This window comes from Sphingopyxis sp. KK2, assembly GCF_001990265.1.
Taxonomy (GTDB): domain Bacteria; phylum Pseudomonadota; class Alphaproteobacteria; order Sphingomonadales; family Sphingomonadaceae; genus Sphingopyxis.
In genome coordinates this window covers 1-23,046 of record NZ_LYVN01000060.1, presented here as the reverse complement: position 1 = coordinate 23,046, position 23,046 = coordinate 1, and the positions used below count along the sequence as shown (strand labels likewise).

The following is a 23,046-nucleotide window of genomic DNA, read 5'->3' as shown; positions in this document are numbered from 1 at the left end:
GGGGAGGGGTTTTGATTCCACCGCGCGAGGGTATCGTGAGGACCGGAACAAAGAAAGAACAAATGTCATCGCCTCCGCGAAGGCGGGGGCGACGGCTTATTTCGCTGCTCCGCCTATTCGGTCAGTCGCGGGATCAGGTCGACGAAGTTGCAGGGCTTGTGCCGGCTGTCGAGCTGGGTCGACAAGATGCCGTTCCACGCGTCCTTGACCGCGCCGGTCGAACCGGGGAGCGCGAAGATATAGGTGCCGCGCGCGACGACGGCGCAGGCGCGCGACTGGATCGTCGAGGTGCCGATCGTCTGATAGCTGAGCCAGCGGAACAGTTCGCCGAAGCCCGGGATGTCCTTGCCGTCGAGCATGTGCAGCGCCTCGGGCGTCACGTCGCGGCCGGTGACCCCGGTGCCGCCGGTCGTTATCACCACATCGACTTCGGGATTGTCGATCCAGTTGTGGAGCCGCGAGACGATCAGCGATTTTTCGTCCTTGATGATCGCGCGGTCGGCGAGGATGTGGCCCGCACCGGTGAGCAGGTCGACGAGCGTGTCGCCCGACCGGTCGTCCTCGATACCGCGGCTGTCCGAGATCGTCAGGACCGCGATATGGACCGGTTTGAATTCGAGACTTTCGTCAATCGGCATTCGTCAGCCCGCCGGCATAGGTCAGGCGGGTGCGATCCTTGCTGTCGGGGAAGCGCGGCCATTGGCCCTGCGCCAGCGCGGCGCGGCTGACCGAGGGCTTGCCCTGCTGCGCTTCGTACATCCAGTAATTGCGCAGCACGATGCCGACATAGCCGCGCGTTTCCCAATAGGGGATCGATTCGATGTAGAGCAACGGATCGCCCTGGTCGCGAACCTCGGTCTGCCAGCGCGCGATCGGCGCGGGGCCAGCGTTATAGGCGGCGATCACCTTGGGCAGCTGGCCGCCGGTCGAACCGTCGCGGCTGAGATATTCGAGGTAGCGCTGGCCGAAGTCCATGTTGACCGCGGGGGTCTTGAGATCGCCGGGTCCCGATGCGTCGCCGTTCCAGCGCGCGAGGTCGCGCGCGGTGCCGGGGCGCACCTGCATCAGCCCCATCGCACCCGCACCGCTGACCGCAGTGCGCTGGAAGCGCGATTCCTGGAGTGTATGCGCGAAGACGAGCGCGGGATCGACCCGCCAGCCGCCATTGGGTTCCCATTTGGGCTGCGGATAGCGCGTCGCGGCGGCGAGCTTGCGGCCCTGCGGCGTGTTGTGCGCGAGATAGAGTTGGGTTTCGGGAAGGCTCAAGGCGTTGGCGATGCCGATGAGCTGTTCATGCTGTTCGGCGCTGCCGATGCGCGCCTGGTGGCGCAGCACTTCATCGGCATATTTGTCCTCGCCGATCTCGGTCAGTGCGATCGCGGCGCGGACATTGGGCTGTTCCTCGAGCGCGCGCCAGGCGCTGCGGTCGGCGCGGATGCCGCTCCTGCCCTGCGGCTGGCCGAGCGTTTCGGCGGCGAGCATGCCGTAGAAGGTTTCCTCATTGTTTGCAGCGGCGCGCAGGCGCGGCTGGACCGAGGCGGGTTCGCCGGCGGCCATCGCCGCACGGGCGGCCCAATAATAGGCGGCGGCGCGCAGTTCGGCGTCGGGGGCTTCCTTCGCGACGCGGTCGAACGCAGTCAGCGCGGTGCGATAGTCGTGGAGGCGCCAGGCGGCGAGCCCCTGCGTCCATGCGCCCTGCGTCGCCCATGCCCCGCCGTTCTGCGTGCAGGCGAGCGACAGGCGCAGCGCATTCTGGTCGTCATTTTCGATATAATAGGACCAGGCGACCTTTTGCAGCCATTCGGCGCGCGAGTCGGGGCTGAGCTTGTCGATCACGGCGTTGAGCAGCGCTTCGGCGCCTGCGGGATCGTCATTCTTGATCCGGTCGGGGATCGAAGCGGCGAGGCCGTTGGCGAAAGGATCGCTGACGCTGTCGGCGCCGAGACGGCGCGGTGCGCTGCCGGCCCAGGACAGGCGCGTCTGGTAAGGCAGGGTCGGCAGGTCGGTCGCGCCGCGCTTGGCGGCGAGGCGGCCGAGCTGTTCAGCCTGCGGCAGTTGCGGCGAGCGCGACAGGATCGGCATGATGTCGGCGACTTCGGCCTTGGGGCTGTTCGGCGCGACGAGCAGTTCGGCACGAAGGAAATCGGTGAGCGGACCGCTGTCCGCGGCGTCGAGCAAGGCTTTGGCCTCGGCCCAGCGCTGGCCGCGGATCGCGGTCAATATCTGTACATATTGCTGCTTCTGCTTGCCCGAAAGCACGGGCGGCACGGTCTGCGGCGCGGCGGCGAAGGGATCGCCGTTATCGGCCGCGATCGCGGGCGTGGCAGCGGAAAAAAGAAGCGAAGCGGCGAGAGCCGCAGTCCATTTGGTCATCTGTCAACGTCCCCGGTTGAGCAGTTTGAGGCTATCCCAGGCCGCCACCTTCTGGGCGGGCCGGGCCAGCAGCATCGCGGGGTGCGCGATTGCCACCGCCTCCACCTTGCCGCCATCTTGGTTAATATCGAGTAACCTTCCGCGCGCGTCGGGCAGCGTAAGCTGTGCCGCCATGCGCGTGATGTCGCTGCCGATCAGCAGCAGTCGTCCGGGCCGCGCGAGGCGCAAATGATGCCAGAGCAGCCGGTCGAGGTCGGCGGCGTCCTTTTCGTCGCAGCGCCCGCCGGGCGGGCGGGTGACCGCGAGGCTGGCCATATAGCAATCGCCGCGCGTCGTGCCGATCGCGCGCAGCATGGCGTCGAGCAGCTTGCCCGCGGGTCCCGCGAACAGCTCGCCGTCGCGCTGGTCGTCGATTTCGGGCCAGGCGGTGAGCAGCATCAGCGGTGCCGCCGCCTCGCCGACGGGCAGCACGCGGCGTGCGTCCCACTGGCTGCCCGGAACGTCGGGATGCTGGGCGAGCCAGGTCTGGAAGTCCGCCCAATCCGCGGGCAGTTCGACCGGGCCTTTGGCCGCTTCCTCTTCGATGACCACTTGTCGCTGGAGCGCGGCGGGAAGGGGGGCTGGCTCGGGTTCGGACGCTACGGCGGCGGCAAGTTTCGGGCGCGCGGGGGCTGGATCGTTCGCGGGGGGCACGGCAAGCCAGCCCGCCGGCTCCTCGCCGACGAGCGCATCGACGCCGGCCAGCGACCACCAGTCGCAATAGCTTGTCGCCAGCAAGGCTGAATTTTGCCCACCCATGTGATTTGTTGAAACAGCCTGTTGACGGACGCGTCAATTGGCGGGCATCGCATTTCGTGACAGAATGAGCGCAGGACACGATGAATGTCCGCGCTGGGACGGCAGAAAGGTATTTGCGGTGAGCGAACGGGAATCGATGCCCTATGACGTGGTCATCGTCGGCGCGGGTCCGGCGGGGCTGTCGGCGGCGATCCGCCTGAAACAGCTGGCGAATGAAGCGGGCAGCGAATTGTCGGTCTGTATCCTCGAAAAAGGGTCGGAAGTCGGCGCGCATATCCTGTCGGGGGCGGTGATCGATCCCAAGTCGCTTGACGAACTGATCCCCGACTGGCGGACACAGGGCTGTCCGATGGCCGAGGTGCCGGTCAACGACAACCAGCATTGGGTGCTGACCGCGACGAAGAAGATCGGCGTGCCGCATTTCATCACCCCGGGCTTCATGCACAACAAGGGCACCTATACCGGTAGCCTCGGCAATCTCTGCCGCTGGCTCGCCGAGCAGGCCGAGGGGCTGGGGGTCGAGATTTTCGCGGGCTTCCCCGCCGCCGAAATCCTCTATAATGACGATGGCTCGGTGAAGGGCGTCGCTACCGGCGACATGGGCGTTGCGCGCGACGGCAGCCACAAGGGCGATTACCAGCCCGGCCTCGAACTGCATGCCAAATATACCTTCTTCGGCGAGGGCGTGCGCGGCCACCTGACCAAGATGCTCAAGCCGCAATTCGCGCTCGACAGCGATTGCGAGCCGCAGGTCTATGGCCTTGGCGTCAAGGAACTCTGGGACATCAAGCCCGAGAATCATGCCGAGGGCCGCGTGATCCACACGCAGGGCTGGCCGCTCGATCACAATGCCAATGGCGGCGGTTTCCTCTACCATCAGGCGAACGGGCAGGTGGCGCTCGGTTTCGTGACCTGGCTCAACTATCGCAATCCGCACATCTCCCCCTTCCAGGAGATGCAAAAGTGGAAGACGCACCCCGAGATCGCCAAGATCCTGAAGGGCGGCAAGCGCGTCTCTTATGGCGCGCGCGCGATCAGCGACGGTGGCTATCAGTCGGTACCGAAGCTCGCCTTCCCGGGCGGCGCGTTGATCGGCGACAGCGCCGGTTTCCTCAACGTGCCGCGCATCAAGGGCACGCACACGGCGATGAAGTCGGGCATGATGGCGGCCGAAGCCGCTTTTGCCGCGGTGACCGCGGGGCGGGCGAGCGACACGCTGACCGCCTATCAGGATGCCTATGACGACAGCTGGGTGAAGAAGGAACTCAGCGTGGTGCGCAACGTACTGCCGCTGGTCGAGAAATGGGGCGACCTTGCCGGGACGGTGCTCTCGGGCATGACGATGTGGCTCGAAACGCTGAAGATCAAGGTTCCGTTCACGATGAAGCATCATCCGGACAATGAGAGCCTGTACCGCGCCGACATGATGCCGAAGCCGGACTATCCCAAGCCCGACGGCGTGCTGACCTTCGACCGGCTGTCGTCGGTGTTCATTTCGAACACCAACCATGAGGAGGATCAGCCGGTCCATCTGCAGCTCAAGGACCCGTCGATCCCGGTCGAATATAATCTGCCGGTCTTCGACGAACCCGCGCAGCGCTATTGCCCGGCGGGGGTTTACGAGATCGTCGGCGAGGCTGAGGGCGATCCCAAATTCGTGATCAACGCGCAGAATTGCGTCCATTGCAAGACGTGCGACATCAAGGACCCGACCCAGAATATCAACTGGGTCACCCCCGAAGGCGGCGGAGGCCCCAATTATCCGAACATGTAAGTTTGGCCTGATCGCGGCGGCGGCGCTGATGCCGCTCGCCGCGCAGGCAGCGGATGGCGGCGACGCGGCGCTGAACGCGCTCGCGAAGGCGCGGCTGGCCGAAGATGCCGGCGATGCGCAGCAGGCGCTCGCGGCACTGACTGCCGCGTCGAGCCTGGTTCCCGATCTGCCGGGGCTGCGCGGGCGGATGCTCGAGCAGGCGATCGAGGCCGGCGATTTCGAGGCGGCGCGCAGCGCCGCGGTCACGCTGTGGGCAGGCGGCGACCGCCGCTTCGACGCGCAGTTGGTGCTCGTCACCGACGCCCTGCGCCGGGCCGACTGGAAGGCCGCGCGCGACTATGTCGCGGGGCGCAGCGACAAGACCGGCGGCGACGCCGTCGCGAAGCTGGTGAACCCGCCGCTGACGGCATGGATTGCTGTTGGGCTGCGCGAAAAAGCGCCTGAGCGCTCCCTGCTCGACGTGGGCGGACGCGGCGCGCCGCAGCCGGCGTTCCAGCTCGAGGCCGCGCTCGTCCAACTCGCGTCGGGGCGCAAGGACGAGGCGTCGGCGCTCGCCGAAAAGGTCACGCTGACCGACCGTACGAGCCAGCTCGTCGCGGTGCGACTGGCTGCGACGCTCGACAAGGCGGGTGAGAAGGAGGCTGCAAAGGCGCTGCGCGGGCGTATCGCGCTCGCGATGGGCGAACGCGAGGATCCGGTGCTGCTGCTGCCCGACCAGCCGGTGACCACGCCGCGCGGCGGCGTCGCGCATTGGTTCGGGCTGCTCGCCGACGGCTTCGCGCGCGCGCCGAACAGCAATCCGAAGGTGCCGCTGCTGTTCGCGCGGGTCGCTTATTGGCTCGACGGCAGCGACTGGCAGGCGCGCGCCGCGCTGGTCGAGGCGCTCGACCGCAACGACAAAAAAGCGGGCGCGCTGGCGCTGCTGCAGGGCGCGAAGCCGCCGTTGCCGCCGGTGCTGGTGATGCGCCAGGCCGAATTGCTCGCCGACGACGGCAAGGGTGTCCAGGCCGTCGCGCTGGCCGAGCGCGCGGTGGCAGGCGACAAGGCCGGACGTACCTTGCTGGTGCGCTATGCCGATATCGCGCGGCGGTCGAACGACCCGCGTGCCGCCGAACGCGCCTATGCGCGGCTCGAGGCCGATCTGGGCGACGACGAGTTCGACAAGGCGCTGCACGGCAGCATCCTGATCGCGCGCGCCGAATTGCTGTTGCAGGCGAACGATTGGGATGCCGCCGAGCCCTTGCTCGACAAGGCGATCGCGCTGCGTCCCAACGACCCCAATGTGCTGAATTTCGTCGGCTATTCGTCGATCGAGCGGCGCAAGAATGTCGAGAAATCCTTCGCGCAGATCGAGGCGGCCTGGGCGCAGGACCCGCAGAGCGCGGCGATCACCGATTCGCTGGGCTGGGCCTATTTCCTGACCGGCGAGCCCGAAGAAGCGGTGCCTTTGCTCGAAAAGGCGCAGGCGGGCGATCCGGGCAATGCGGTGATCGTCGAGCATCTGGGCGATGCCTATTGGCAGGCGGGGCGCCGGTTCCAGGCGCGCTATACCTGGCGCGCGGCGGCGCTGCTGGCGGAGGCCGACATGGCGACGCGGATCGAGGCGAAATTGCGCGACGGGCTGACCCCCGCGACGACCGCGCCGTGACGGTCTTCACCGAAACCGGCTGGGCGAAGATAAACCTTGCGCTGCATGTGCGCGCGCGTCGGCCCGATGGCTATCACGAGATCGAGACCTTGTTTGCCTTCGTCGACCATGGCGACGGGATCGAAGCGCGGGTCGCCGACACCGACAGCCTCGTCATCGACGGCGAATTTGCCGAGGGGCTGAGCAGCGGCGACGACAATCTGGTGCTGCGCGCGGTGGCGTTGCTGCGCGAACGTTATGGCGAGACCCGTGTGCCGAAGCTGGCGGTTACGCTGACCAAGCGCTTGCCGGTCGCGGCGGGGATCGGCGGCGGATCGGCCGATGCGGCGGCGATGGCGCGTCTGGTGCGTCGGCATTTTCTGCCCGAAGTCGGCGATGCGGCGCTCGCGAAGCTGATGGCGACGCTCGGCGCCGATGTCGCGGCGTGCGTCGCGAGCGAGACCTGCCTTGGCGTCGGCGTCGGCGAGCAACTCTCGCCGGTGCCCGAACTGCGGCTTGCCAATACGCCGGTACTGCTGGTCAACCCGCGCGAGGCGGTCGCCACCGGGCCGGTGTTCGCGGCGTGGGACGGCATCGATCGCGGCGCGCTGTTCGGCGACCCGGCAGGCCGCGCGCAGCTGTTCGCGGCCCGCAACGACCTGCAGCGCGCGGCGATCGCGCAATGCCCGGCGATCGTCGGCGTGCTGACCGAACTCGGCGGGCTCAGCCCCTGGCTCGCACGCATGTCGGGATCGGGCGCGACCTGTTTCGCGCTGTTCGACGCGCTCGCCGAACGCGACGCGGCGTCGGTGAAGCTGGCGCAGAGCTACCCGCATTGGTGGCAGATGGCGGGAACGCTGCGATGAGCGAGGCGTGGACCGCGCTCGGGGTGCCGCGCGCGGGCGGAGTGCTGCTGATCGGCGACCATGCGTCGAACCATGTGCCCGCCGACATCGACCTCGGCATCGACCCGGCGCTGCTGAACGAGCATATCGCGATCGATATCGGGGTGAGCGAAGTCGCGCGCTTGCTGGTCGAGGCGGGGGCGGTCGACGCCGCGATCCTCGGCGGGGTGTCGCGGCTGGTGGTCGACTGCAATCGCGACGAGGACGCGCCGGGCGCGGTGCCGATCGCGAGCGACGGTCATGCGATCGCGGGCAATGCGCTGGATCATGCGGCGCGCGAGGCGCGGATGGCGCGCTTCTTTCGCCCCTATCACGACCATATCGCGGCAGTGATCGCGGCGGCGCGGCCGGCGATGATCCTGTCGCTGCACAGCTTTACGCCGTCGCTGGCGAGCGACCCCGAGCAGGCGCGGCCGTGGCAGGTCGGGGTGCTGTATAATGAGGATGACCGGCTTGCGGCACCCGCAATCGCCGCGCTGGAGGGCGAGGGGCTGATCGTCGGCGACCAGCTGCCTTACTCGGGCAAGCTGCTCAACGCGACGATGAACCGCCATGCCGAGGCGAATGCCATACCCTATGTCGGGATCGAGATGCGGCAGGATATGGTCGGCGATGCGGCGGGACGCGCGCTGTTCGCCCGGCAGCTTGCTCGCATGTGCAACAAACTGGCATTGTATATCGCGAGATAGGCGTGTAGAGGCGCGTCTCTTCGCTGAATTTTATAATATTATTATCAGGACTGCTCAAAATGCCTTCATATCGTTCGCGCACCACCACCCATGGCCGCAACATGGCCGGTGCCCGCGGTCTCTGGCGCGCGACGGGGATGAAGGACAGCGACTTCGGCAAGCCGATCATCGCGGTGGTCAACAGCTTTACCCAGTTCGTGCCGGGGCATGTCCACCTGAAGGACCTTGGCCAGATGGTCGCGCGCGAGATCGAGGCGCATGGCGGGGTTGCCAAGGAATTCAACACGATCGCGGTCGATGACGGCATCGCGATGGGGCATGACGGCATGCTCTATTCGCTGCCGAGCCGCGACCTGATCGCCGACAGCGTCGAATATATGGTCAATGCCCATTGCGCCGACGCGATGGTGTGCATTTCGAACTGCGACAAGATCACCCCCGGCATGCTGATGGCGGCGCTGCGCATCAACATCCCCGTCGTCTTCGTGTCGGGCGGGCCGATGGAGGCCGGCAAGGTCGTGCTCAAGGGCAAGACCGTCGCGCTCGACCTGGTCGATGCGATGGTGGCCGCCGCCGACGAGAAATATACGGATGAGGAAGTCACCGCGATCGAGCAAGCCGCGTGCCCGACCTGCGGGTCGTGCTCGGGCATGTTCACCGCCAATTCGATGAACTGCCTGACCGAAGCGCTCGGGCTGTCGCTGCCGGGCAATGGCTCGACGCTGGCGACGCACGCCGACCGCAAGGCGCTATTCCTGAACGCCGGGCGGCTGGTCGTCGACATGTGCCGCCGCCATTATGAGGAAGACGACCAGAGCGTGTTGCCGCGCAATATCGCGACGTTCGAGGCGTTCGAAAACGCGATGAGCCTCGATATCGCGATGGGCGGTTCGACCAACACGGTGCTCCACCTGCTCGCCGCCGCGTTCGAGGCCGGGGTCGATTTCACGATGGAGGATATCGACCGGCTGTCGCGCCGCGTGCCGTGCCTGTCGAAGGTCGCGCCGGCGAAGAGCGACGTTCACATGGAGGATGTCCACCGCGCGGGCGGGATCATGGCGATCCTCGGCCAGCTCGAGCGCGCGGGGCTGATCCATGCGCATCTGCCGACGGTGCACAGCGCGACTTTGGGCGACGCGCTCAACAAATGGGACATCTCGCGCACCAACGATCCCGAGGTGCAGAAATTCTTCATGGCGGCGCCCGGCGGCGTGCCGACGCAGACCGCGTTCAGCCAGGACCGGCGCTGGGGCGATCTCGACCTCGACCGCGAGGCGGGCGTGATCCGCTCGACGACCCACGCGTTCAGCCAGGACGGCGGGCTCGCGGTGCTGTCGGGCAATCTCGCGCTCGACGGCTGTATCGTGAAGACCGCCGGGGTGGATGAAAGCATCTTGAAGTTTTCGGGCCCCGCGAAGGTCTATGAAAGCCAGGACGCCGCGGTTGCGGGCATCCTCACCGGTCAGGTCGTCGCGGGCGACGTTATCGTCATCCGATACGAGGGGCCGAAGGGCGGACCGGGCATGCAGGAAATGCTCTATCCGACGAGCTATCTGAAATCGAAGGGGCTGGGCGCGGCGTGCGCGCTGGTCACCGACGGGCGCTTTTCGGGCGGCACATCGGGGCTGTCGATCGGCCATGTTTCGCCCGAGGCGGCCGAGGGCGGGACGATCGGGCTCGTCGAGGACGGCGACCTCATCAACATCGACATTCCGGGCCGCACGATCATCCTCGCGGTGCCCGACAGCATACTCGCCGAACGCCGAGCGGCGATGGACGCGAAGGGCTGGCAACCCGCCAAGCCGCGCCCGCGCAAGGTTTCGGTAGCACTTCAGGCCTATGCCGCGATGACGACGAGTGCCGCGCGGGGCGCGGTGCGCGACCTGTCGCAGCTTAAAGGGGGCTGAGATTGAAGAGGATCGGATTGGCGGCGTTGCCGCTGTTGTTGCTCGCGGCGTGCGACAGCGCGCCCGACAATGCGAAACTCGCCGAGACCGAGGCCCAACAGTCGCGCGATGCCGCGAACAACGGGCGCATCGAGTGCGCGCTGGAAGGCGCGAAGCTGTTCGACCGCACCTGTACGGTGCAGGAAATAAGCGGCGAGAATGGCACGATCCTCGTCGTCGGGCGCGCCGATGTCGGTTATCGCCGTTTGCAGATCACCACCGACGGGCGCGGCGTGGTGTCGGCCGACGGATCCGAGCAGGCGGTGGTGAAGATTATCGGCGAGGGCATGATCGAGGTTGCGATCGGCGCCGACAAATATCGCCTGCCGGCGGATACGGGCGGGGTGGATTAGCCGTCCAAAGCATCGTCATTGCGAGGAGCCGAAGGCGACGCGGCAATCCAGAGCAGGTGTAAACCGCCCTGGATTGCTTCGCTACGCTCGCAATGACGAAGCGTTGTGGGGCGACTTTTCTGTTCATCCTGCTACGTAGCGGCGATGTCCGTTCCAGCCGACGCCCCGATATTGACCACCGCCGCGATGCGCGCGGCCGAGGCGGATTGCGCGGCGTCGGGGATATCGCTTGCGGAACTGATGGACCGCGCCGGCGCGGCGATGGCCGACACCGCCTGGCGCATGGGCGCGGGCGGGCCGGTGCTGATCCTGTGCGGGCCGGGCAATAATGGCGGCGACGGCTATGTCGCGGCGCGCTTGCTCGCGGCGCGCGGTGCCGAGGTCCGGGTCGCGGCGCTCGCTCGGCCCGCGACCGATCTGGCGAAGGCGGCGCGTGAGGGCTGGAGCGGGCCGGTCGAGCCGCTGACCGCCGATACCGCGCCCGCGCCGCTGATTATCGATGCGCTGTTCGGCGTCGGGCTGACGCGGTCGATCGGCGACGAACTGGCGGCGATCCTGCGCGGCTTTGCCGGTCGGCGCGTGCTCGCGGTCGATGTGCCGAGCGGGGTCGATGGCGATGCGCTGCACGATTGGCTGCCGCCCTTGCCCGCCGATGTGACGCTCGCGCTCGGCGCGCTCAAGCCCGCGCATGTGCTGCTTCCCGCCGCCGCGCGTTGCGGTCGCGTGCTGCTCGCTCCGATCGGGATCGCCGCGGACGGGGCGATGCGAAGCGCGCCGGCACCGGCGGTCGCAGCGCCGGGTGCGACGGCGCACAAGTTCAATCGCGGCATGGTGGTCGTGCGGTCGGGGCCGATGCCGGGGGCCGCGCGGCTGGCCGCCGCTGCGGCGCTGCGTAGCGGTGCCGGCTATGTCGTGCTGAGCGGGGCCGATCGGGCGCCTTTCGATGCGATTATCGCCGAGGATGCGGCGCGCTATGCCGAGCGGCTGGGCGATGCGCGCGTCGGCGCAGTGATCGTCGGTCCGGGCTATCCGGCGGGCGATCTGCTCGACCGCGATGTCGGGGCCGCGCTCGATCGCAGCAAGCCGATGGTGCTCGATGCCGCTGCCATCGCGTCGGCGCTGCCGCATTTGCGCGCATTGGGCGGAGCGGTTCCCGCGATCCTGACCCCGCATGAGGGCGAGTTCGCCAAGGCCTTCCCAGGCCTTGCGGGCAGCAAGATCGACCGCGCCAGGACCGCCGCGGCCGACATGGGCGCGGTGGTGATCTACAAGGGCGCCGACACCGTGATCGCGGCCCCCGATGGCCGCGTCGTGGCCGCCTGGCCGGGCAGCCCCTGGCTCGCGACCGCGGGTTCGGGCGATGTGCTCGCGGGGGCGTGCGGCGCGATGCTGGCGCGCGGCGGTGATGCCTTCGATGCCGCGGTCGCCGCAGTGGGCTGGCATATTGCGCGCGCAGCGGCTATCGGCCCCGGCCTTGTAGCCGACGACCTGGTGAAAGACTGACGTGAGCGAAGCAGCCCTGATAACCCGCATCGCCGCGCGCGGCGACGGCGTCACCGCCGACGGCCGCCATGTGACGGGCGCGGTGCCGGGCGATCTGGTGCGCCCCGACGGCATCCTCATCCCCGGTCCGAACCGCGCCGAACCGCCGTGCCGCCATTTCGGCAAATGCGGCGGTTGCCAGATGCAACATGTCGCCGAAAGCGCGCTCGCCGACTATGTCCGCGACCGTGTCGTCGGCGGGCTGGCGGGGCAAGAAATTTCGGCGACCGAGGTCTTCCCCGCGCTGCTGTCGCCGCCGCACAGCCGCCGCCGCGCCGCGCTGACTGCGCTGCGCACCGGCAAGCAGGTCGCGATCGGCTTCAACGCGGCGCAGAGCAACCAGATCGTCGATATGCGGATGTGCCCGCTGTTGCTGCCCGAATTGTTCGCGCTGGTCGGACCGGTCCGCGACCTGCTCGTGCTGATCGCGCCGCAGCGGCGGCCGGTGAAGGTCAAGATGCAGATGCTCGACCAGGGCGTCGAACTGATCCTCGAAGGTGTGAAGGCCGAGGGGCTCGAGGCCGCGATGGCGCTGCAGGATTTCGCGGGCGCGAACCGTCTGGCTCGCTTCGTCATCGATCAGGGCGACGGGCTGGAGACGCTGTGGCAGCCCGACCCGCCGACGGTGCGTTTCGGCGGTATCGCGGTCGAAGTGCCGCCCTTTGCCTTCCTGCAGCCGACCGCAGTCGGGCAGGACGCGCTGATCGAGGCGGTGAAGACGGCGATCGGCGACGCGCCTGCGGTCGCCGACCTGTTCGCAGGGGTCGGCACCTTTGCGCTGTCGGTGCAGGCGGGGCGCAAGGTTTATGCTGCCGAGGGTGCGCGCGACGCGACAGCGGCGATGATGGCGGCGGCGAACCGGGCGCGGGCGCTGGTCGCGACCGAGCATCGCGACCTGTTCCGGCGGCCGCTGATCCCCGCTGAACTCAATCGCTTCGGCGCGGTTATCCTCGATCCCCCGCGCGCGGGGGCCGAGGAGCAGGTCAAGGAACTAGCGGCGTCGGACGTGCCGGCAATCGCCTATGTCAGTTGCAATCCCGCAAGCTTTGCGCGCGATGCGAAGATATTGATCGCGGGCGGATATACGCTCGACTGGGTGCAGCCGGTCGGGCAGTTCCGCTGGTCGACGCATGTCGAACTGGCGGGGCGGTTCTCGAAATAAACCGCCGCCTCCGCCCCAGCAGGGGCGGCGACCTGTATCAATGCAGCACGAAGCCCATGAAGGCATGGACGCAGAGTGCAAGCAGCGCGAGGCTGGCGAGCGCGAAGACCGCGAAGCGCCACAGCACGCGGTTGACGGTCACCTGGATCAGGCTGTGCAGGATGCGCAGGCCGACATAGGCCCAGGCGAGCTGCGCGTTCAATCCGCCACCCATGCCGCCGACGGCGAGCGCCAGCGCGACCGCGTAGAAGACCGTCGGCTGTTCCATCAGATGGTTATAATTGTGGGCCTTCCACTGGACCTCGGGCGGCAGCACGTCGTCGAGGCTCTTGCCGGTGCCGCCGACCATTTTCGCGGCATCGATCTTGGCGCGGCTCATCGCGGGGATGCGCGTCGCATACATCCACACCCACATCACCATCGACCACAAGGCCAGCGTGGCGACCGGCCCCAGAATAGCGTTCGTTTCCATATCCTTCTCTCCCCCTCAACCCAAAGTGGCGATCACCGCGAGCAGCGCCAGCGCCAGCAGGCACAAGGTCGACAGCCCGAAGATCGCGAAGCGTACCGGTATGCGATTGACCGTCGCCTGCCAGAAACTGTGGACGACGCGCAGGACGACATAGGCCCAAGCGATCCACACGACATAGGCGGGATAGCCGCCCACGGCGTGCAGGATCAGGATGACCGCGTAGAAGAGCGTCGGCTGTTCGAGCAGATGCGTGTAATTGTGCGATTTCCAGTTGGTGACGGGGGGCAGGACGCCTTCGAGGTCGCCGCCGCGGCCGCCCGGGGGCGCTGCTTTCAGATCGATCCCCGATTTCGCCAGCGCGCGGAAGCGCGTGACGGCGGTCCACACCAGCATGACGAGTGTCCACAGGATCAGCACCGCGCCCGGCGCGAGAATATTCGGTGTCATCTGGCTCCCCCTCGTTATTTGGCCGCGATGCTAGGGATCGCGCGCCGATATGCAATCGCCGATATTCAGCCCTTTCGCGCGGCGACCTCGGCGCGGATCGCGGCGCCGTCGCCATCGACGCGGGGCGCAAAGCCAATGTCGCGCGTCGGCGCGGCGCCATATTTCACCGGGGGCTGCATTTCATAGAAGCCGCCGACGTCGGGATGGACGCGGTGGCGGAAGAAGTTGGTGGAGGCTAGGTGGGGGTCGTCGCGGATATCCTGTAAGTCGCGGACCGACATGGCGGGAATGTCATTCTCGGCGAACAGCGACAGCCATTCGGCGGTCGAGCGGGCGGGGGTGCGTTCGGCGATGGCGGTGTAGACGATCGGCATATGCTGCTGCTTCGCTTTCGCGGCTTCGAACTCGGGCGTTTCGAGCAGGCCGGGGCAGCCGAGCAGGGCGAGCAGCCGCGCGGTCGATTCGGCGGTGTAAGGGACGATCGCGAGATAGCCGTCGCTGGTCGGGAAGGGCTGGCGCGTCGGGTCGAGCTGGCGCGGATAGCCCGCGGGGCCGATCGGCGGGTCGAGCGTGTCGTCGCGCAGATGTTCGACCATCATGAAGCTGGTGAAGCATTCGAACATCGCGACCTCGACCGCCTGGCCTTCGCCGGTACGCAATTTGTGGACCAGCGCCGCGAGGATCGCCTGCGCCCCATATTGGCCCGCGACCTTGTCGGCGATTAGCGAGGGCAGGTAGCGCGGGCGCGGGTCGCCATCGACGCGCGGCAGCAGGCTGGTCGTGCCGGTCGCGGCCTGGATCACATCGTCATAGGCCTGGAGATCCGCGTACGGCCCGTCCTGCCCGAAGCCGGTGCCATGGACATAGACGATGTCGGGCTTGATTGCCTTGCAGCCTTCATAATCGAAGCCGAGCCGCGCGATCGCCTTGCCGCGGACATTGTGGAAAAAGACGTCGGCGTCGGCGATCAGGCCGCGCAGCACCTCGGCATCTTCGGGTTTCTTGAGGTCGAGCGCGATCGAGCGCTTGCCGCGGTTGACCGTCAGATGCACCGATCCCATCGTCGGGTCGGGGATGCCGTTGCCGAGGTAGCGCGAGATGTCGCCGAGCCCCGGCGTTTCGACCTTGATGACCTCGGCACCGAGGTCGGCGAGCATCTGGGTCGCATAGGGGCCGAAGATCACCGTGGTCAGATCGACGATCTTGATGCCTTCCAACATGGTCACGTGGCGTCTCTCCTCTGCCCGCTCTTTTGGCGAGGATAGAATGATTGCGAAGTGAAACGGAAGAGGCGATTGCCGCGGGCGCGATGTTTAGGCCGTCGGCGGGGTTTCGAGCAGGTCCTCGATGAATAGCGACACGAGCATCGCCTGGCTGCTCACACCGGCCTTGGCGTAGATCTGGCTGAGCTGCGAACGCACGGTGCCGGTCGCGGCGCCGCGCAGCCGGGCGATTTCGGCGACGTCGCAGCCTTTCAGCGCGAACAACGCGACTTCGCCTTCGCCGGGGGTGAGCCCCCATTCGTCGAAGCGCAGCGCGATATGGTCGGCAAGCGCGCCGCGCGCATCGGCGAGCGCGCGGTCCTGCCGCCGCAGTTCGGCAGTGATCCGGCGGATATAGCGCGACCCCATGACGACGCCGCCGAGCAGTGCGAAGGCGACGACGCATTCCATGACGATCTCTATGTCGATGCCCTGTCCCGCCTGCACGATCAGGTCGTCGATGCCGTCGACGACGAAATAGATCGCGGCGACCGCCTGCAGCGCGAGGATCGCGACGGGAAGCGCGATCCGCCGGTCGGTGAGCAAGGTGGCGGACGGGTTCGGATCGGGATGCGGCATATAACTCCCGCTTATCAGGGGCGATTTGAGCGCCTGCTTATAGGCGCGAACGCAGGACAGGCCTAGCCGTCCGGGGATCACCCACATCGGAGTTCTCCCCGCATGACCGACGCGATGAAATCCACCCTGACCAAGGTCCCGGCGGTGACGCTGGGCTTCTGGATCATCAAGATATTGGCGACGACCTTTGGCGAAACCGCCGGCGATACCGTGAGCATGTCGATGGACCTCGGCTATCTGGTCGGCACGGCGATCTTCGCAACGATCCTGATCGCGCTGGTCGCGATGCAGATCCGCGCGAAGCAGTTTCATCCCTTCCTCTATTGGGCGACGATCATCGCCTCGACCACCGCCGGCACGACGATGGCCGATTTCGCGACCCGGTCGATGGGCATCGGATATCCGGGCGGGTCGCTGCTGCTGCTGGGGCTGGTGCTCGCATCGCTCGCGGTCTGGCATCGCGCGCTCGGCAGCATTTCGGTGCAGTCGGTTCATGAACCCAAGGCCGAACTCTATTATTGGCTGACGATCACCTTTTCGCAGACGCTGGGCACCGCGCTCGGCGACTGGGTCGCCGACGGGTCGCTCGGCTATCTTGGCGCCGCTGTGGTGTTCGGCGGGCTGCTCGCGCTGATCGTCGTCGCCTACTATCGCACCGCGATCAGCCGGGTTGCCCTGTTCTGGGCCGCCTTCATCCTGACCCGGCCGCTCGGCGCGGTCGTCGGCGATTTCCTCGACAAGCCGGTGTCACATGGCGGGCTGGAACTGAGCCGCGCGGGGGCGTCGCTGGTGCTGGGCATCGCGATTACCGTGCTGATCCTTGCCATTCCGCAGCGCGCGGCCGGACGGGAGATGGCGCATGCGGCTTGATCGCGCATTCGTGCTGGCGCTTGCGTTGCTCGCTCCGACGGCGGCATGGGCCGGGCCGCCCTTCCTGACCGACGATCCCGAACCGACCGACACTGGCCATTGGGAAATCTACGGTCCGATCGTCGAAGTCGAGGGGCGCGGATCGGATTATGGCGGGTCTACCGGGGTCGAGATCAACTATGGCGCGGCGCCCGACCTGCAACTGACCGTCGGCATTCCGGTCGCCTTTGCGCATGACGCCGCTGGGCGGCACTGGGGCGCCGGCGACCTCGAGGTGTCGGCGAAATATCGTTTCTATCATGACGAAGCGGCGGGACTTTCGGTCGCGGCCTTTCCCGGACTGACCCTGCCGACCGCGAGCAACGGCATGGGCAATTACAAGGTGACCGCGCTGCTGCCGGTGTGGGTGCAGAAGGACGCCGGACCCTGGTCGGTGTTCGGCGGCGGCGGCTATGCGATCAATCCGGGTGCGGGAAATCGCGATTATTGGACCGGCGGGGTCGCGGTGACGCGGCAGGTCTCGTCGCGGCTGCTGCTGGGTGCCGAAGCCGACCGGCAGGGAGCCGACAGCGTGGATGGGCGTGCATCGACCAGCCTGGGGTTCGGCGGCATCTATCAGATGAAGGCGCCGTTTCGCCTGCTGGCATCGGGCGGGCCGACCTTCGTCGATGGCGGCGGCGCGGCGGGCTTTCATGTCTTTGTCGCGCTGGGGCTCGATTTCTGACGCGCGCCTTTCCCCTATCACGCGGATTTTTGTAGGAAAAACCCCGCAGCGCGCTACCATCGCGGCAATGGCCAGAATCGCCGGGTGGGTCGCCAACCGCTTGTGGGGGACTAGCTATGACGAAATATCTTGCCGCGGCCCTGATGCTGGCCGCGGGCGCGCCGGCGATGGCGCAGACGCTGACCAATGCCACCGACCGACCGCCCGCCGAAGCTTTCAGCGAAACCCAATATGGCGAGACCGTCGACGACCCCTATCGCTGGATGGAAAGCGGCGAGCGCGCGAAGGATGTCGAGGCTTTCATCCGCCAGTCGAGCGCGCATACGGTGGGCCAACTTGCTAAGTTGCCCGGCCGCGCGAAGCTGCGCGAGCGGATCGCGGCGGGGGTGCAAGCCGGGGTGCGCTATGGCGACCTCAACGAGGCGGGCGGACGACTCTTCTATCGCCGCACCGATCCGGGGGCGCAGCTTCCCAAGCTGGTGATGCGCGGACCCGACGGGGCGGAGAAGATTCTCTACGATCCCGAAGCGGGCGGCACCAAGGGACCGGCGCTCAGCAGCTACAGCGTCTCGCCCGACGGCAAGACGCTGGCGATGCACACGGCGGCCGGCGGGGCCGAGGTCGGCACGATCCGCTTCATCGACGTCGCGAGCGGCAAGGAACTGCCCGACAAGCTCGAGCCGGTGTGGGGCGAGTTCGAGGCGCAATGGGTCGACAACAGCACCGTGACCTATACGCGCATGGCCGCGACCGATGGCGACGACGCGATGCAGAATATGCGCGTCTATCTGCACAAGCTGGGGCAGGCCGACGGGCCGGCGCTGCTTGGCGCGGGCGTCGCGGGGACTCCGACCTTCGACCCGCGCGAATTTCCGTTCATTTCCTATGTCGAGGGCAGCGACTGGGCGGTCGGCTACGGCGGCGGCGCGCGAGCCGACGGCCGCGTGATGATCGCGAAGCGCGCCGACATCGCGGCGGGCAAGCCCGCATGGCGCGAGATTGCGCAATATGACGACCGCATCCTTACCGGCGCGCTGTACGGCGACACGCTGTATCTGGTCCGCACCGGCACCGCGCCCAATGGCGAGGTCGTCGCGCTCGACCTGAAGGCCGGGGCGACGCTGGCGCAGGCGAAAACGGTGCTGCCGGCGGGCGACGCGGTGATCGCCGAGATCGCCGCCGCCGACGACGGGCTTTATGTGCTCGCGCAGACCGACGGGATCAGCCGGCTGTTCTTCGTGGGCAAGGATGGCAAACCCGTCGAGAGCAAGCTGCCGATCCAGGGCAATGCGGTCGGGCTGGAAAGCGCGGGTCCCGGCGGCGTGACCTTCGCGCTGCAGGACTGGTTCACCGCCGCCGAATGGATGCGCGCCAAGGACGGCAAGGTGTCGCCGCTCGGGCTCGCATCGGCGTCGTACAAGGGCGTCGCGGGCGCAAGGCAGGTGCGCGAAACCGCGACCTCGGCCGACGGGACCAAGGTGCCGCTCGCGATCCTGCTGCCCCCCGGATACAAGAGCGGGCCGGCGCCGGTTCTGCTCGAAGGCTATGCGAGCTATGGCGTCAACACCGCCGAACCCTATTATGCCCAATGGATGTTCGGCCTGCTCGAAAGCGGCGGGGTTGTCGGCTATTGCGGCGCGCGCGGCGGCGGCGAGCGTGGCCGGTCGTGGCACGAGGCGGGGCGATCGGCGAACAAGCCCAATGCCCATGCAGACCTGATCGCTTGCGGCGAACGCATGGTCGAGCTGGGGCTGACCACGCCGAAGCAGATGACGGTGATCGGGACGAGCGCGGGCGGGCTGCTCGCGCCGCCGGCGGCGCTGAAGCGCCCCGACCTGTTCGGCGGGCTGATCGCCAATGTCGCGGTGCTCAATCCCACGCGGCTCGCCTTTGCCGAAAATGGTGCCAACCAGTTCGCCGAAATGGGCGATCCGACGACCGCCGAGGGGTTCAAGGCGCTGTCGCTGGCGGACAGTTACCGCCTGCTGCTGGCGGCGAAGGATATCCCGAATACGCTGATCACCGTCGGGCTCAACGACCGGCGCGTCGAGCCCTGGTTCTCGGGCAAGTTCGCCGGGCGCGCGCTCGACCGGTTCGGCAAGACGCGGTTGATCCTGATCCGTACCGATCCCGACGCCGGGCACGGCATCGGATCGGCGCGCGACCAACTCGTCGAGCAGTTCGCCGACGTCTATTCCTTCGTGCTCCACCAGGCGGGGGCGCCGGGGTTCGAATAGACGGGCAGGGCGCGCGGCCATCAGGGTGATTGGCGCGCCCGGCGATGCGGGCTAGAGGGCGGCGATGCTTCGCCTGACCGACCTTTCGCTGCCGCTGCACCATGCGCCCGAAGACCTGCCCGCCGCGATCTGTCGGCGGCTGCGGATCGGGCCGCGCGAGCTGGTCAAATATGTCGTCGCGCGGCGCGCCAACGACGCGCGCGACAAAAATGCGATCAAGCTGATCTATTCGATCGACGTCAATGTGAAGGACGAGCGCGCGGTGCTCGCGCGCTTTCGCAAGGATCGCAGCGTCCAGCCGACGCCGAATACCGCGTACAAGTTCATCACGACCGCGCCGCCCGCGGGCACCAAGCGCCCGGTCGTGGTCGGGGCGGGGCCGTGCGGGCTGTTCGTCGGGCTGATCCTTGCGCAGATGGGCTTTCGGCCGATCATCCTCGACCGCGGCAAGGTGGTGCGCGAGCGGACCAAGGACACGTGGGACCTGTGGCGGCGCTCGGTGCTCCACCCCGAATCGAACGTCCAGTTCGGCGAGGGCGGGGCGGGGACCTTTTCGGACGGAAAGCTCTACAGCCGGATCAAGGATCCGCGCCATCTCGACCGCAAGGTGCTGACCGAATTCGTCAAGGCTGGCGCGCCGCCCGAAATATTGACCGAGGCGCATCCGCATATCGGCACCTTCCGGCTGGTGACGATGGTCGAAAGCCTCCGCGAGACGATCGAGGGGCTGGGCGGCGAATATCGCTGGCAGCACAAGGTCGACGGACTCGATATCGTCACCGACGGCGCGGGCCAGCGGCGGGTGCAGGGTGTGCATCTGGCGGGTGGCGACACTATCGAGGCCGACCGCGTCGTGATGGCGGTGGGGCACAGCGCGCGCGATACCTTCGCGATGCTCCTCGCGGCGGGGGTGCATGTCGAGGCCAAACCCTTTTCGATCGGGGTACGGATCGAGCATCCGCAGTCGTGGATCGACAAGGCGCGCTTCGGCGCCGATGCGGGCAACCCGATATTGGGCGCTGCCGAATATCATATCTCGCACCACTGCAAGAACGGGCGCACCGTCTACAGCTTTTGCATGTGTCCGGGCGGCACCGTGGTCGCCGCGACGTCGGAAGAAGGGCGGGTCGCGACCAACGGCATGAGCCAATATTCGCGCAACGAGCGCAACGCCAATTCGGGCTTCGTCGTCGCGATCGACCCGGCGCGCGATTATCCGGGCGATCCGCTCGCGGGTATCGCCTTCCAGCGGCACTGGGAATCGCTCGCCTTCGTCGCCGGCGGGTCGAACTACCGGGCGCCCGCGCAGCGCGTCGGCGATTTCCTGAAGGGGCGGCCGTCGACCGAGCTTGGCAGCGTCGTTCCTTCCTATCGCCCCGGGGTGACCCCGACCGACCTCGCGGCGTGCCTGCCCGACTTTGCGGTCGAGGCGATGCGCGAGGCGATCCCGGTCTTCGGGCGCCAGATCGCGGGTTACGACCATCCCGATGTCGTGATGACCGGGGTCGAGACGCGCACCTCGTCGCCCGTCCGCTTCACGCGCGGCGAGGATTTCCAGAGCCTCAATACCGCGGGGCTGTTCCCGGCGGGCGAGGGGGCGGGCTATGCCGGCGGCATCCTCTCGGCGGCGGTCGACGGGATCAAGGTCGCCGAGGCGGTCGCGCGAAGCCTGATGCCGTGACGCTCATCCTGTTCAACAAGCCCTATGACGTGCTCAGCCAGTTCACCGATCGCGGCACCGGAGGCTCGACGCGGCAAACGCTGTCGGACTTCATCGACCTGCCCGGCGTCTATCCGGCGGGGCGGCTCGACCTCGACAGCGAGGGGCTGATGCTGCTGACCGACGACGGGCGGCTGCAGGCGCGGATCGCCGACCCGAAATACAAGATGCCAAAAACCTATCTGGCGCAGGTCGAAGGCGAAGTGAGCGAGGAGGCACTGGCGGCGTTGCGGCGCGGCGTCCGGCTCAAGGACGGGCTGACGCGGCCGGCCGAGGCCGAGGCGATCGCCGACCCCGGACTATGGCCGCGCGACCCGCCGATCCGGGTGCGGAAATCCGTTCCCGACGGATGGATACGCCTGACGATTTCCGAGGGGCGCAACCGGCAGGTGCGGCGGATGACCGCCGCGGTCGGGCATCCCACGCTGCGGCTGGTGCGCTGGCGGATCGGCGACTGGACGCTCGGCGATCTGATGCCGGGGGAATGGCGGCGTAGCGACGGCTGAGGCAGCTGGTGCAACTTGGCGCGGGGCTGCGGCGTTGATGGCGGGGGGTCTGAGAGGAGATCTTCCGATGATCAGGACCAAAAACCTCGCCGCACTGGGCCTTGGCGCCCTGCTTGTTTCTTCGACACCGGTGCTCGCGCAAAGCGGTTCGACCCAGCCATCGACCGAAAAGCAGAAGGTTCGCGTCGGCGATATATTGGGATCGCTGTTCGGTGACCGGCTGGGCGCCTCCGATTCGATCGATGCGCAATGGGCCGTGGGCCGCAAGCCCTTGAATACGCAGCGGACCCAGTTTCACGCGCGGATCGACACCGACGTCAATGCAGGCACGTTGACGCAGGCCAATGGCGTGCGGATGAAGTCCGAATATGACGAACTGGTCGCGCTCGAGACGCGCTATGGCGCTGACGGGCGCTTCACCACCGCCGAACGGACCGAACTCGGCGACAAATATGGCGCGCTGACGCAGGCTTTGTCGGAGCGCGGCTATGCCGATAGCAAGCTGCCCGATACGCTCGCGGTCGCCGACGGGAAGGCCGACTTCACCCGCCGCGTCGATGCGCAGGTGACCGCGCGCCGCCTGACCCGCACTGCGGGGACGAAGCTCAAGGCCGATTATGCTGCGCTGATCACGACCGAGGCGAGTTATGCGCGCGACGGGATCAGCGCCAGCGAGCGCGACGACCTCGACGCGCGGCTCGATGCGCTCGACGCGCGCGTCGGCGACACGCAATATGGCAGCACGCCGGTGGTGCTCGACAACAAGACGCGGCTCGCCAATGTCGGCAATGCGCTCAAGGCGAGCGGGCTGAGTACGACGGCACAGGCGCAGGTGCGTGTCGAGGCGGGCGACCTGACGCGGCTCGACGCCGCTTATGCGCGGGCGACGCCGTCGAGCGACGACCGTGCCTATCTGGAAAAGCGCATCGTCGAGCTGGAAACCAAAGCTAAGGTGAAGCGCTAAAACCCTCACCCTTCCGGCGCTTCGCGCCTCCCTCCCTCTCCCGGCGGGAGAGGGAAGGGGCCCGCCGGCAAAGCCGGTGGGAAGGGTGAGGGTGGT

General features: G+C 67.4%; 21 protein-coding genes. 14 read left to right on the top strand and 7 right to left on the bottom strand.

Going from position 1 to position 23,046, the window contains the following annotated elements:
- Positions 1 to 113: 113 nt before the first annotated feature.
- Genes moaB through B1A78_RS11670 form a run of 3 tightly spaced genes read right to left on the bottom strand, consistent with a single transcriptional unit; the run spans position 114 to position 3,150 of the window.
- Positions 114 to 638, bottom strand: a complete 525-nt coding sequence (gene moaB / locus B1A78_RS11680; RefSeq protein WP_077147135.1) for a molybdenum cofactor biosynthesis protein B — start codon at positions 636 to 638, stop codon at positions 114 to 116.
- Entirely contained in the window at positions 628 to 2,373 is a 1,746-nt protein-coding gene (locus tag B1A78_RS11675; protein WP_077147134.1) for a lytic transglycosylase domain-containing protein, read from the bottom strand. The genes moaB and B1A78_RS11675 overlap by 11 nt, the downstream gene beginning before the upstream one ends.
- Before the next feature lie 3 nt (positions 2,374 to 2,376).
- The gene (locus tag B1A78_RS11670) at positions 2,377 to 3,150 is read right to left on the bottom strand and encodes a uracil-DNA glycosylase family protein (protein WP_256837950.1); all 774 of its coding nucleotides are present in this window, start codon (positions 3,148 to 3,150) and stop codon (positions 2,377 to 2,379) included.
- 139 nt (positions 3,151 to 3,289) lie between these two features.
- Here B1A78_RS11670 and B1A78_RS11665 point away from each other — a divergent pair, with 139 nt between their 5' ends.
- The 8 genes from B1A78_RS11665 (at position 3,290) to B1A78_RS11630 (ending at position 13,169) form a co-directional block, all read left to right on the top strand.
- Entirely contained in the window at positions 3,290 to 4,945 is a 1,656-nt protein-coding gene (locus B1A78_RS11665) for an electron transfer flavoprotein-ubiquinone oxidoreductase (RefSeq protein WP_077147132.1), read from the top strand.
- Between the two features lie 28 nt (positions 4,946 to 4,973).
- Entirely contained in the window at positions 4,974 to 6,593 is a 1,620-nt protein-coding gene (locus B1A78_RS11660; RefSeq protein ID WP_256837948.1) for a hypothetical protein, read from the top strand.
- Entirely contained in the window at positions 6,590 to 7,438 is an 849-nt protein-coding gene (locus B1A78_RS11655) for a 4-(cytidine 5'-diphospho)-2-C-methyl-D-erythritol kinase (RefSeq protein ID WP_077147131.1), read from the top strand. Before B1A78_RS11660 ends, B1A78_RS11655 begins: the two co-directional genes overlap by 4 nt.
- Positions 7,435 to 8,166, top strand: a complete 732-nt coding sequence (locus tag B1A78_RS11650; protein ID WP_077147130.1) for an N-formylglutamate amidohydrolase — start codon at positions 7,435 to 7,437, stop codon at positions 8,164 to 8,166. The genes B1A78_RS11655 and B1A78_RS11650 overlap by 4 nt, the downstream gene beginning before the upstream one ends.
- Before the next feature lie 59 nt (positions 8,167 to 8,225).
- Complete coding sequence (ilvD, locus tag B1A78_RS11645; RefSeq protein WP_077147129.1) at positions 8,226 to 10,073, top strand: dihydroxy-acid dehydratase; 1,848 nt, start codon at positions 8,226 to 8,228, stop codon at positions 10,071 to 10,073.
- Positions 10,074 to 10,075: 2 nt separating this feature from the next.
- Complete coding sequence (locus B1A78_RS11640; RefSeq protein ID WP_144037787.1) at positions 10,076 to 10,465, top strand: hypothetical protein; 390 nt, start codon at positions 10,076 to 10,078, stop codon at positions 10,463 to 10,465.
- Positions 10,466 to 10,609: 144 nt separating this feature from the next.
- Positions 10,610 to 11,968, top strand: coding sequence for an NAD(P)H-hydrate epimerase (locus tag B1A78_RS11635; RefSeq protein ID WP_077147127.1), 1,359 nt, complete (start codon positions 10,610 to 10,612; stop codon positions 11,966 to 11,968).
- Between the two features lies 1 nt (position 11,969).
- Positions 11,970 to 13,169, top strand: a complete 1,200-nt coding sequence (locus B1A78_RS11630) for a class I SAM-dependent RNA methyltransferase (RefSeq protein WP_077147126.1) — start codon at positions 11,970 to 11,972, stop codon at positions 13,167 to 13,169.
- A gap of 37 nt (positions 13,170 to 13,206) precedes the next feature.
- On the opposite strand, the gene B1A78_RS11625 is transcribed toward B1A78_RS11630, so the two are convergent.
- The 4 genes from B1A78_RS11625 to B1A78_RS11610 form a co-directional block, all read right to left on the bottom strand.
- Positions 13,207 to 13,641: an MAPEG family protein gene (locus B1A78_RS11625; RefSeq protein ID WP_077147125.1), complete on the bottom strand. Its 435-nt coding sequence runs from the start codon at positions 13,639 to 13,641 to the stop codon at positions 13,207 to 13,209.
- A 15-nt stretch (positions 13,642 to 13,656) separates the two neighbouring features.
- A complete protein-coding gene (locus tag B1A78_RS11620) occupies positions 13,657 to 14,088 on the bottom strand; it encodes an MAPEG family protein (RefSeq protein ID WP_077147124.1) in 432 nt (143 codons plus the stop codon).
- Between the two features lie 65 nt (positions 14,089 to 14,153).
- Positions 14,154 to 15,308, bottom strand: a complete 1,155-nt coding sequence (locus B1A78_RS11615; RefSeq protein ID WP_077147137.1) for a CaiB/BaiF CoA-transferase family protein — start codon at positions 15,306 to 15,308, stop codon at positions 14,154 to 14,156.
- Between the two features lie 93 nt (positions 15,309 to 15,401).
- Positions 15,402 to 15,929, bottom strand: a complete 528-nt coding sequence (locus tag B1A78_RS11610; protein WP_077147136.1) for a hypothetical protein — start codon at positions 15,927 to 15,929, stop codon at positions 15,402 to 15,404.
- Between the two features lie 102 nt (positions 15,930 to 16,031).
- On the opposite strand from B1A78_RS11610, the gene B1A78_RS11605 reads away from it, so the two are divergent.
- The 6 genes from B1A78_RS11605 (at position 16,032) to B1A78_RS11580 (ending at position 22,950) form a co-directional block, all read left to right on the top strand.
- Positions 16,032 to 16,799 carry a hypothetical protein gene (locus B1A78_RS11605; protein WP_077147123.1) on the top strand — a complete coding sequence of 256 codons (768 nt, stop codon included), beginning with the start codon at positions 16,032 to 16,034 and terminating at the stop codon, positions 16,797 to 16,799.
- Positions 16,789 to 17,523: a hypothetical protein gene (locus B1A78_RS11600; protein ID WP_077147122.1), complete on the top strand. Its 735-nt coding sequence runs from the start codon at positions 16,789 to 16,791 to the stop codon at positions 17,521 to 17,523. Before B1A78_RS11605 ends, B1A78_RS11600 begins: the two co-directional genes overlap by 11 nt.
- A gap of 116 nt (positions 17,524 to 17,639) precedes the next feature.
- Complete coding sequence (locus B1A78_RS11595) at positions 17,640 to 19,760, top strand: prolyl oligopeptidase family serine peptidase (RefSeq protein ID WP_077147121.1); 2,121 nt, start codon at positions 17,640 to 17,642, stop codon at positions 19,758 to 19,760.
- Positions 19,761 to 19,824: 64 nt separating this feature from the next.
- Positions 19,825 to 21,441, top strand: coding sequence for an NAD(P)/FAD-dependent oxidoreductase (locus tag B1A78_RS11590; protein ID WP_077147120.1), 1,617 nt, complete (start codon positions 19,825 to 19,827; stop codon positions 21,439 to 21,441).
- Positions 21,438 to 21,986 carry a pseudouridine synthase gene (locus B1A78_RS11585; protein ID WP_077147119.1) on the top strand — a complete coding sequence of 183 codons (549 nt, stop codon included), beginning with the start codon at positions 21,438 to 21,440 and terminating at the stop codon, positions 21,984 to 21,986. The genes B1A78_RS11590 and B1A78_RS11585 overlap by 4 nt, the downstream gene beginning before the upstream one ends.
- Positions 21,987 to 22,053: 67 nt before the next feature.
- Positions 22,054 to 22,950 carry a hypothetical protein gene (locus B1A78_RS11580; RefSeq protein WP_077147118.1) on the top strand — a complete coding sequence of 299 codons (897 nt, stop codon included), beginning with the start codon at positions 22,054 to 22,056 and terminating at the stop codon, positions 22,948 to 22,950.
- Positions 22,951 to 23,046: the final 96 nt, after the last annotated feature.

Bases quoted from the DNA above. Each gene is read 5' to 3' on its own strand.
- B1A78_RS11600 (WP_077147122.1), top strand. From the start codon at position 16,789: ATGCGGCTTGATCGCGCATTCGTGCTGGCGCTTGCGTTGCTCGCTCCG.
- moaB (WP_077147135.1), bottom strand. From the start codon at position 638: ATGCCGATTGACGAAAGTCTCGAATTCAAACCGGTCCATATCGCGGTC.
- B1A78_RS11605 (WP_077147123.1), top strand. From the start codon at position 16,032: ATGACCGACGCGATGAAATCCACCCTGACCAAGGTCCCGGCGGTGACG.
- B1A78_RS11675 (WP_077147134.1), bottom strand. From the start codon at position 2,373: ATGACCAAATGGACTGCGGCTCTCGCCGCTTCGCTTCTTTTTTCCGCT.
- B1A78_RS11615 (WP_077147137.1), bottom strand. From the start codon at position 15,308: ATGTTGGAAGGCATCAAGATCGTCGATCTGACCACGGTGATCTTCGGC.
- B1A78_RS11635 (WP_077147127.1), top strand. From the start codon at position 10,610: ATGTCCGTTCCAGCCGACGCCCCGATATTGACCACCGCCGCGATGCGC.
- B1A78_RS11650 (WP_077147130.1), top strand. From the start codon at position 7,435: ATGAGCGAGGCGTGGACCGCGCTCGGGGTGCCGCGCGCGGGCGGAGTG.
- B1A78_RS11595 (WP_077147121.1), top strand. From the start codon at position 17,640: ATGACGAAATATCTTGCCGCGGCCCTGATGCTGGCCGCGGGCGCGCCG.
- B1A78_RS11660 (WP_256837948.1), top strand. From the start codon at position 4,974: ATGCCGCTCGCCGCGCAGGCAGCGGATGGCGGCGACGCGGCGCTGAAC.
- ilvD (WP_077147129.1), top strand. From the start codon at position 8,226: ATGCCTTCATATCGTTCGCGCACCACCACCCATGGCCGCAACATGGCC.
- B1A78_RS11580 (WP_077147118.1), top strand. From the start codon at position 22,054: ATGATCAGGACCAAAAACCTCGCCGCACTGGGCCTTGGCGCCCTGCTT.
- B1A78_RS11620 (WP_077147124.1), bottom strand. From the start codon at position 14,088: ATGACACCGAATATTCTCGCGCCGGGCGCGGTGCTGATCCTGTGGACA.
- B1A78_RS11590 (WP_077147120.1), top strand. From the start codon at position 19,825: ATGCTTCGCCTGACCGACCTTTCGCTGCCGCTGCACCATGCGCCCGAA.
- B1A78_RS11625 (WP_077147125.1), bottom strand. From the start codon at position 13,641: ATGGAAACGAACGCTATTCTGGGGCCGGTCGCCACGCTGGCCTTGTGG.
- B1A78_RS11610 (WP_077147136.1), bottom strand. From the start codon at position 15,929: ATGCCGCATCCCGATCCGAACCCGTCCGCCACCTTGCTCACCGACCGG.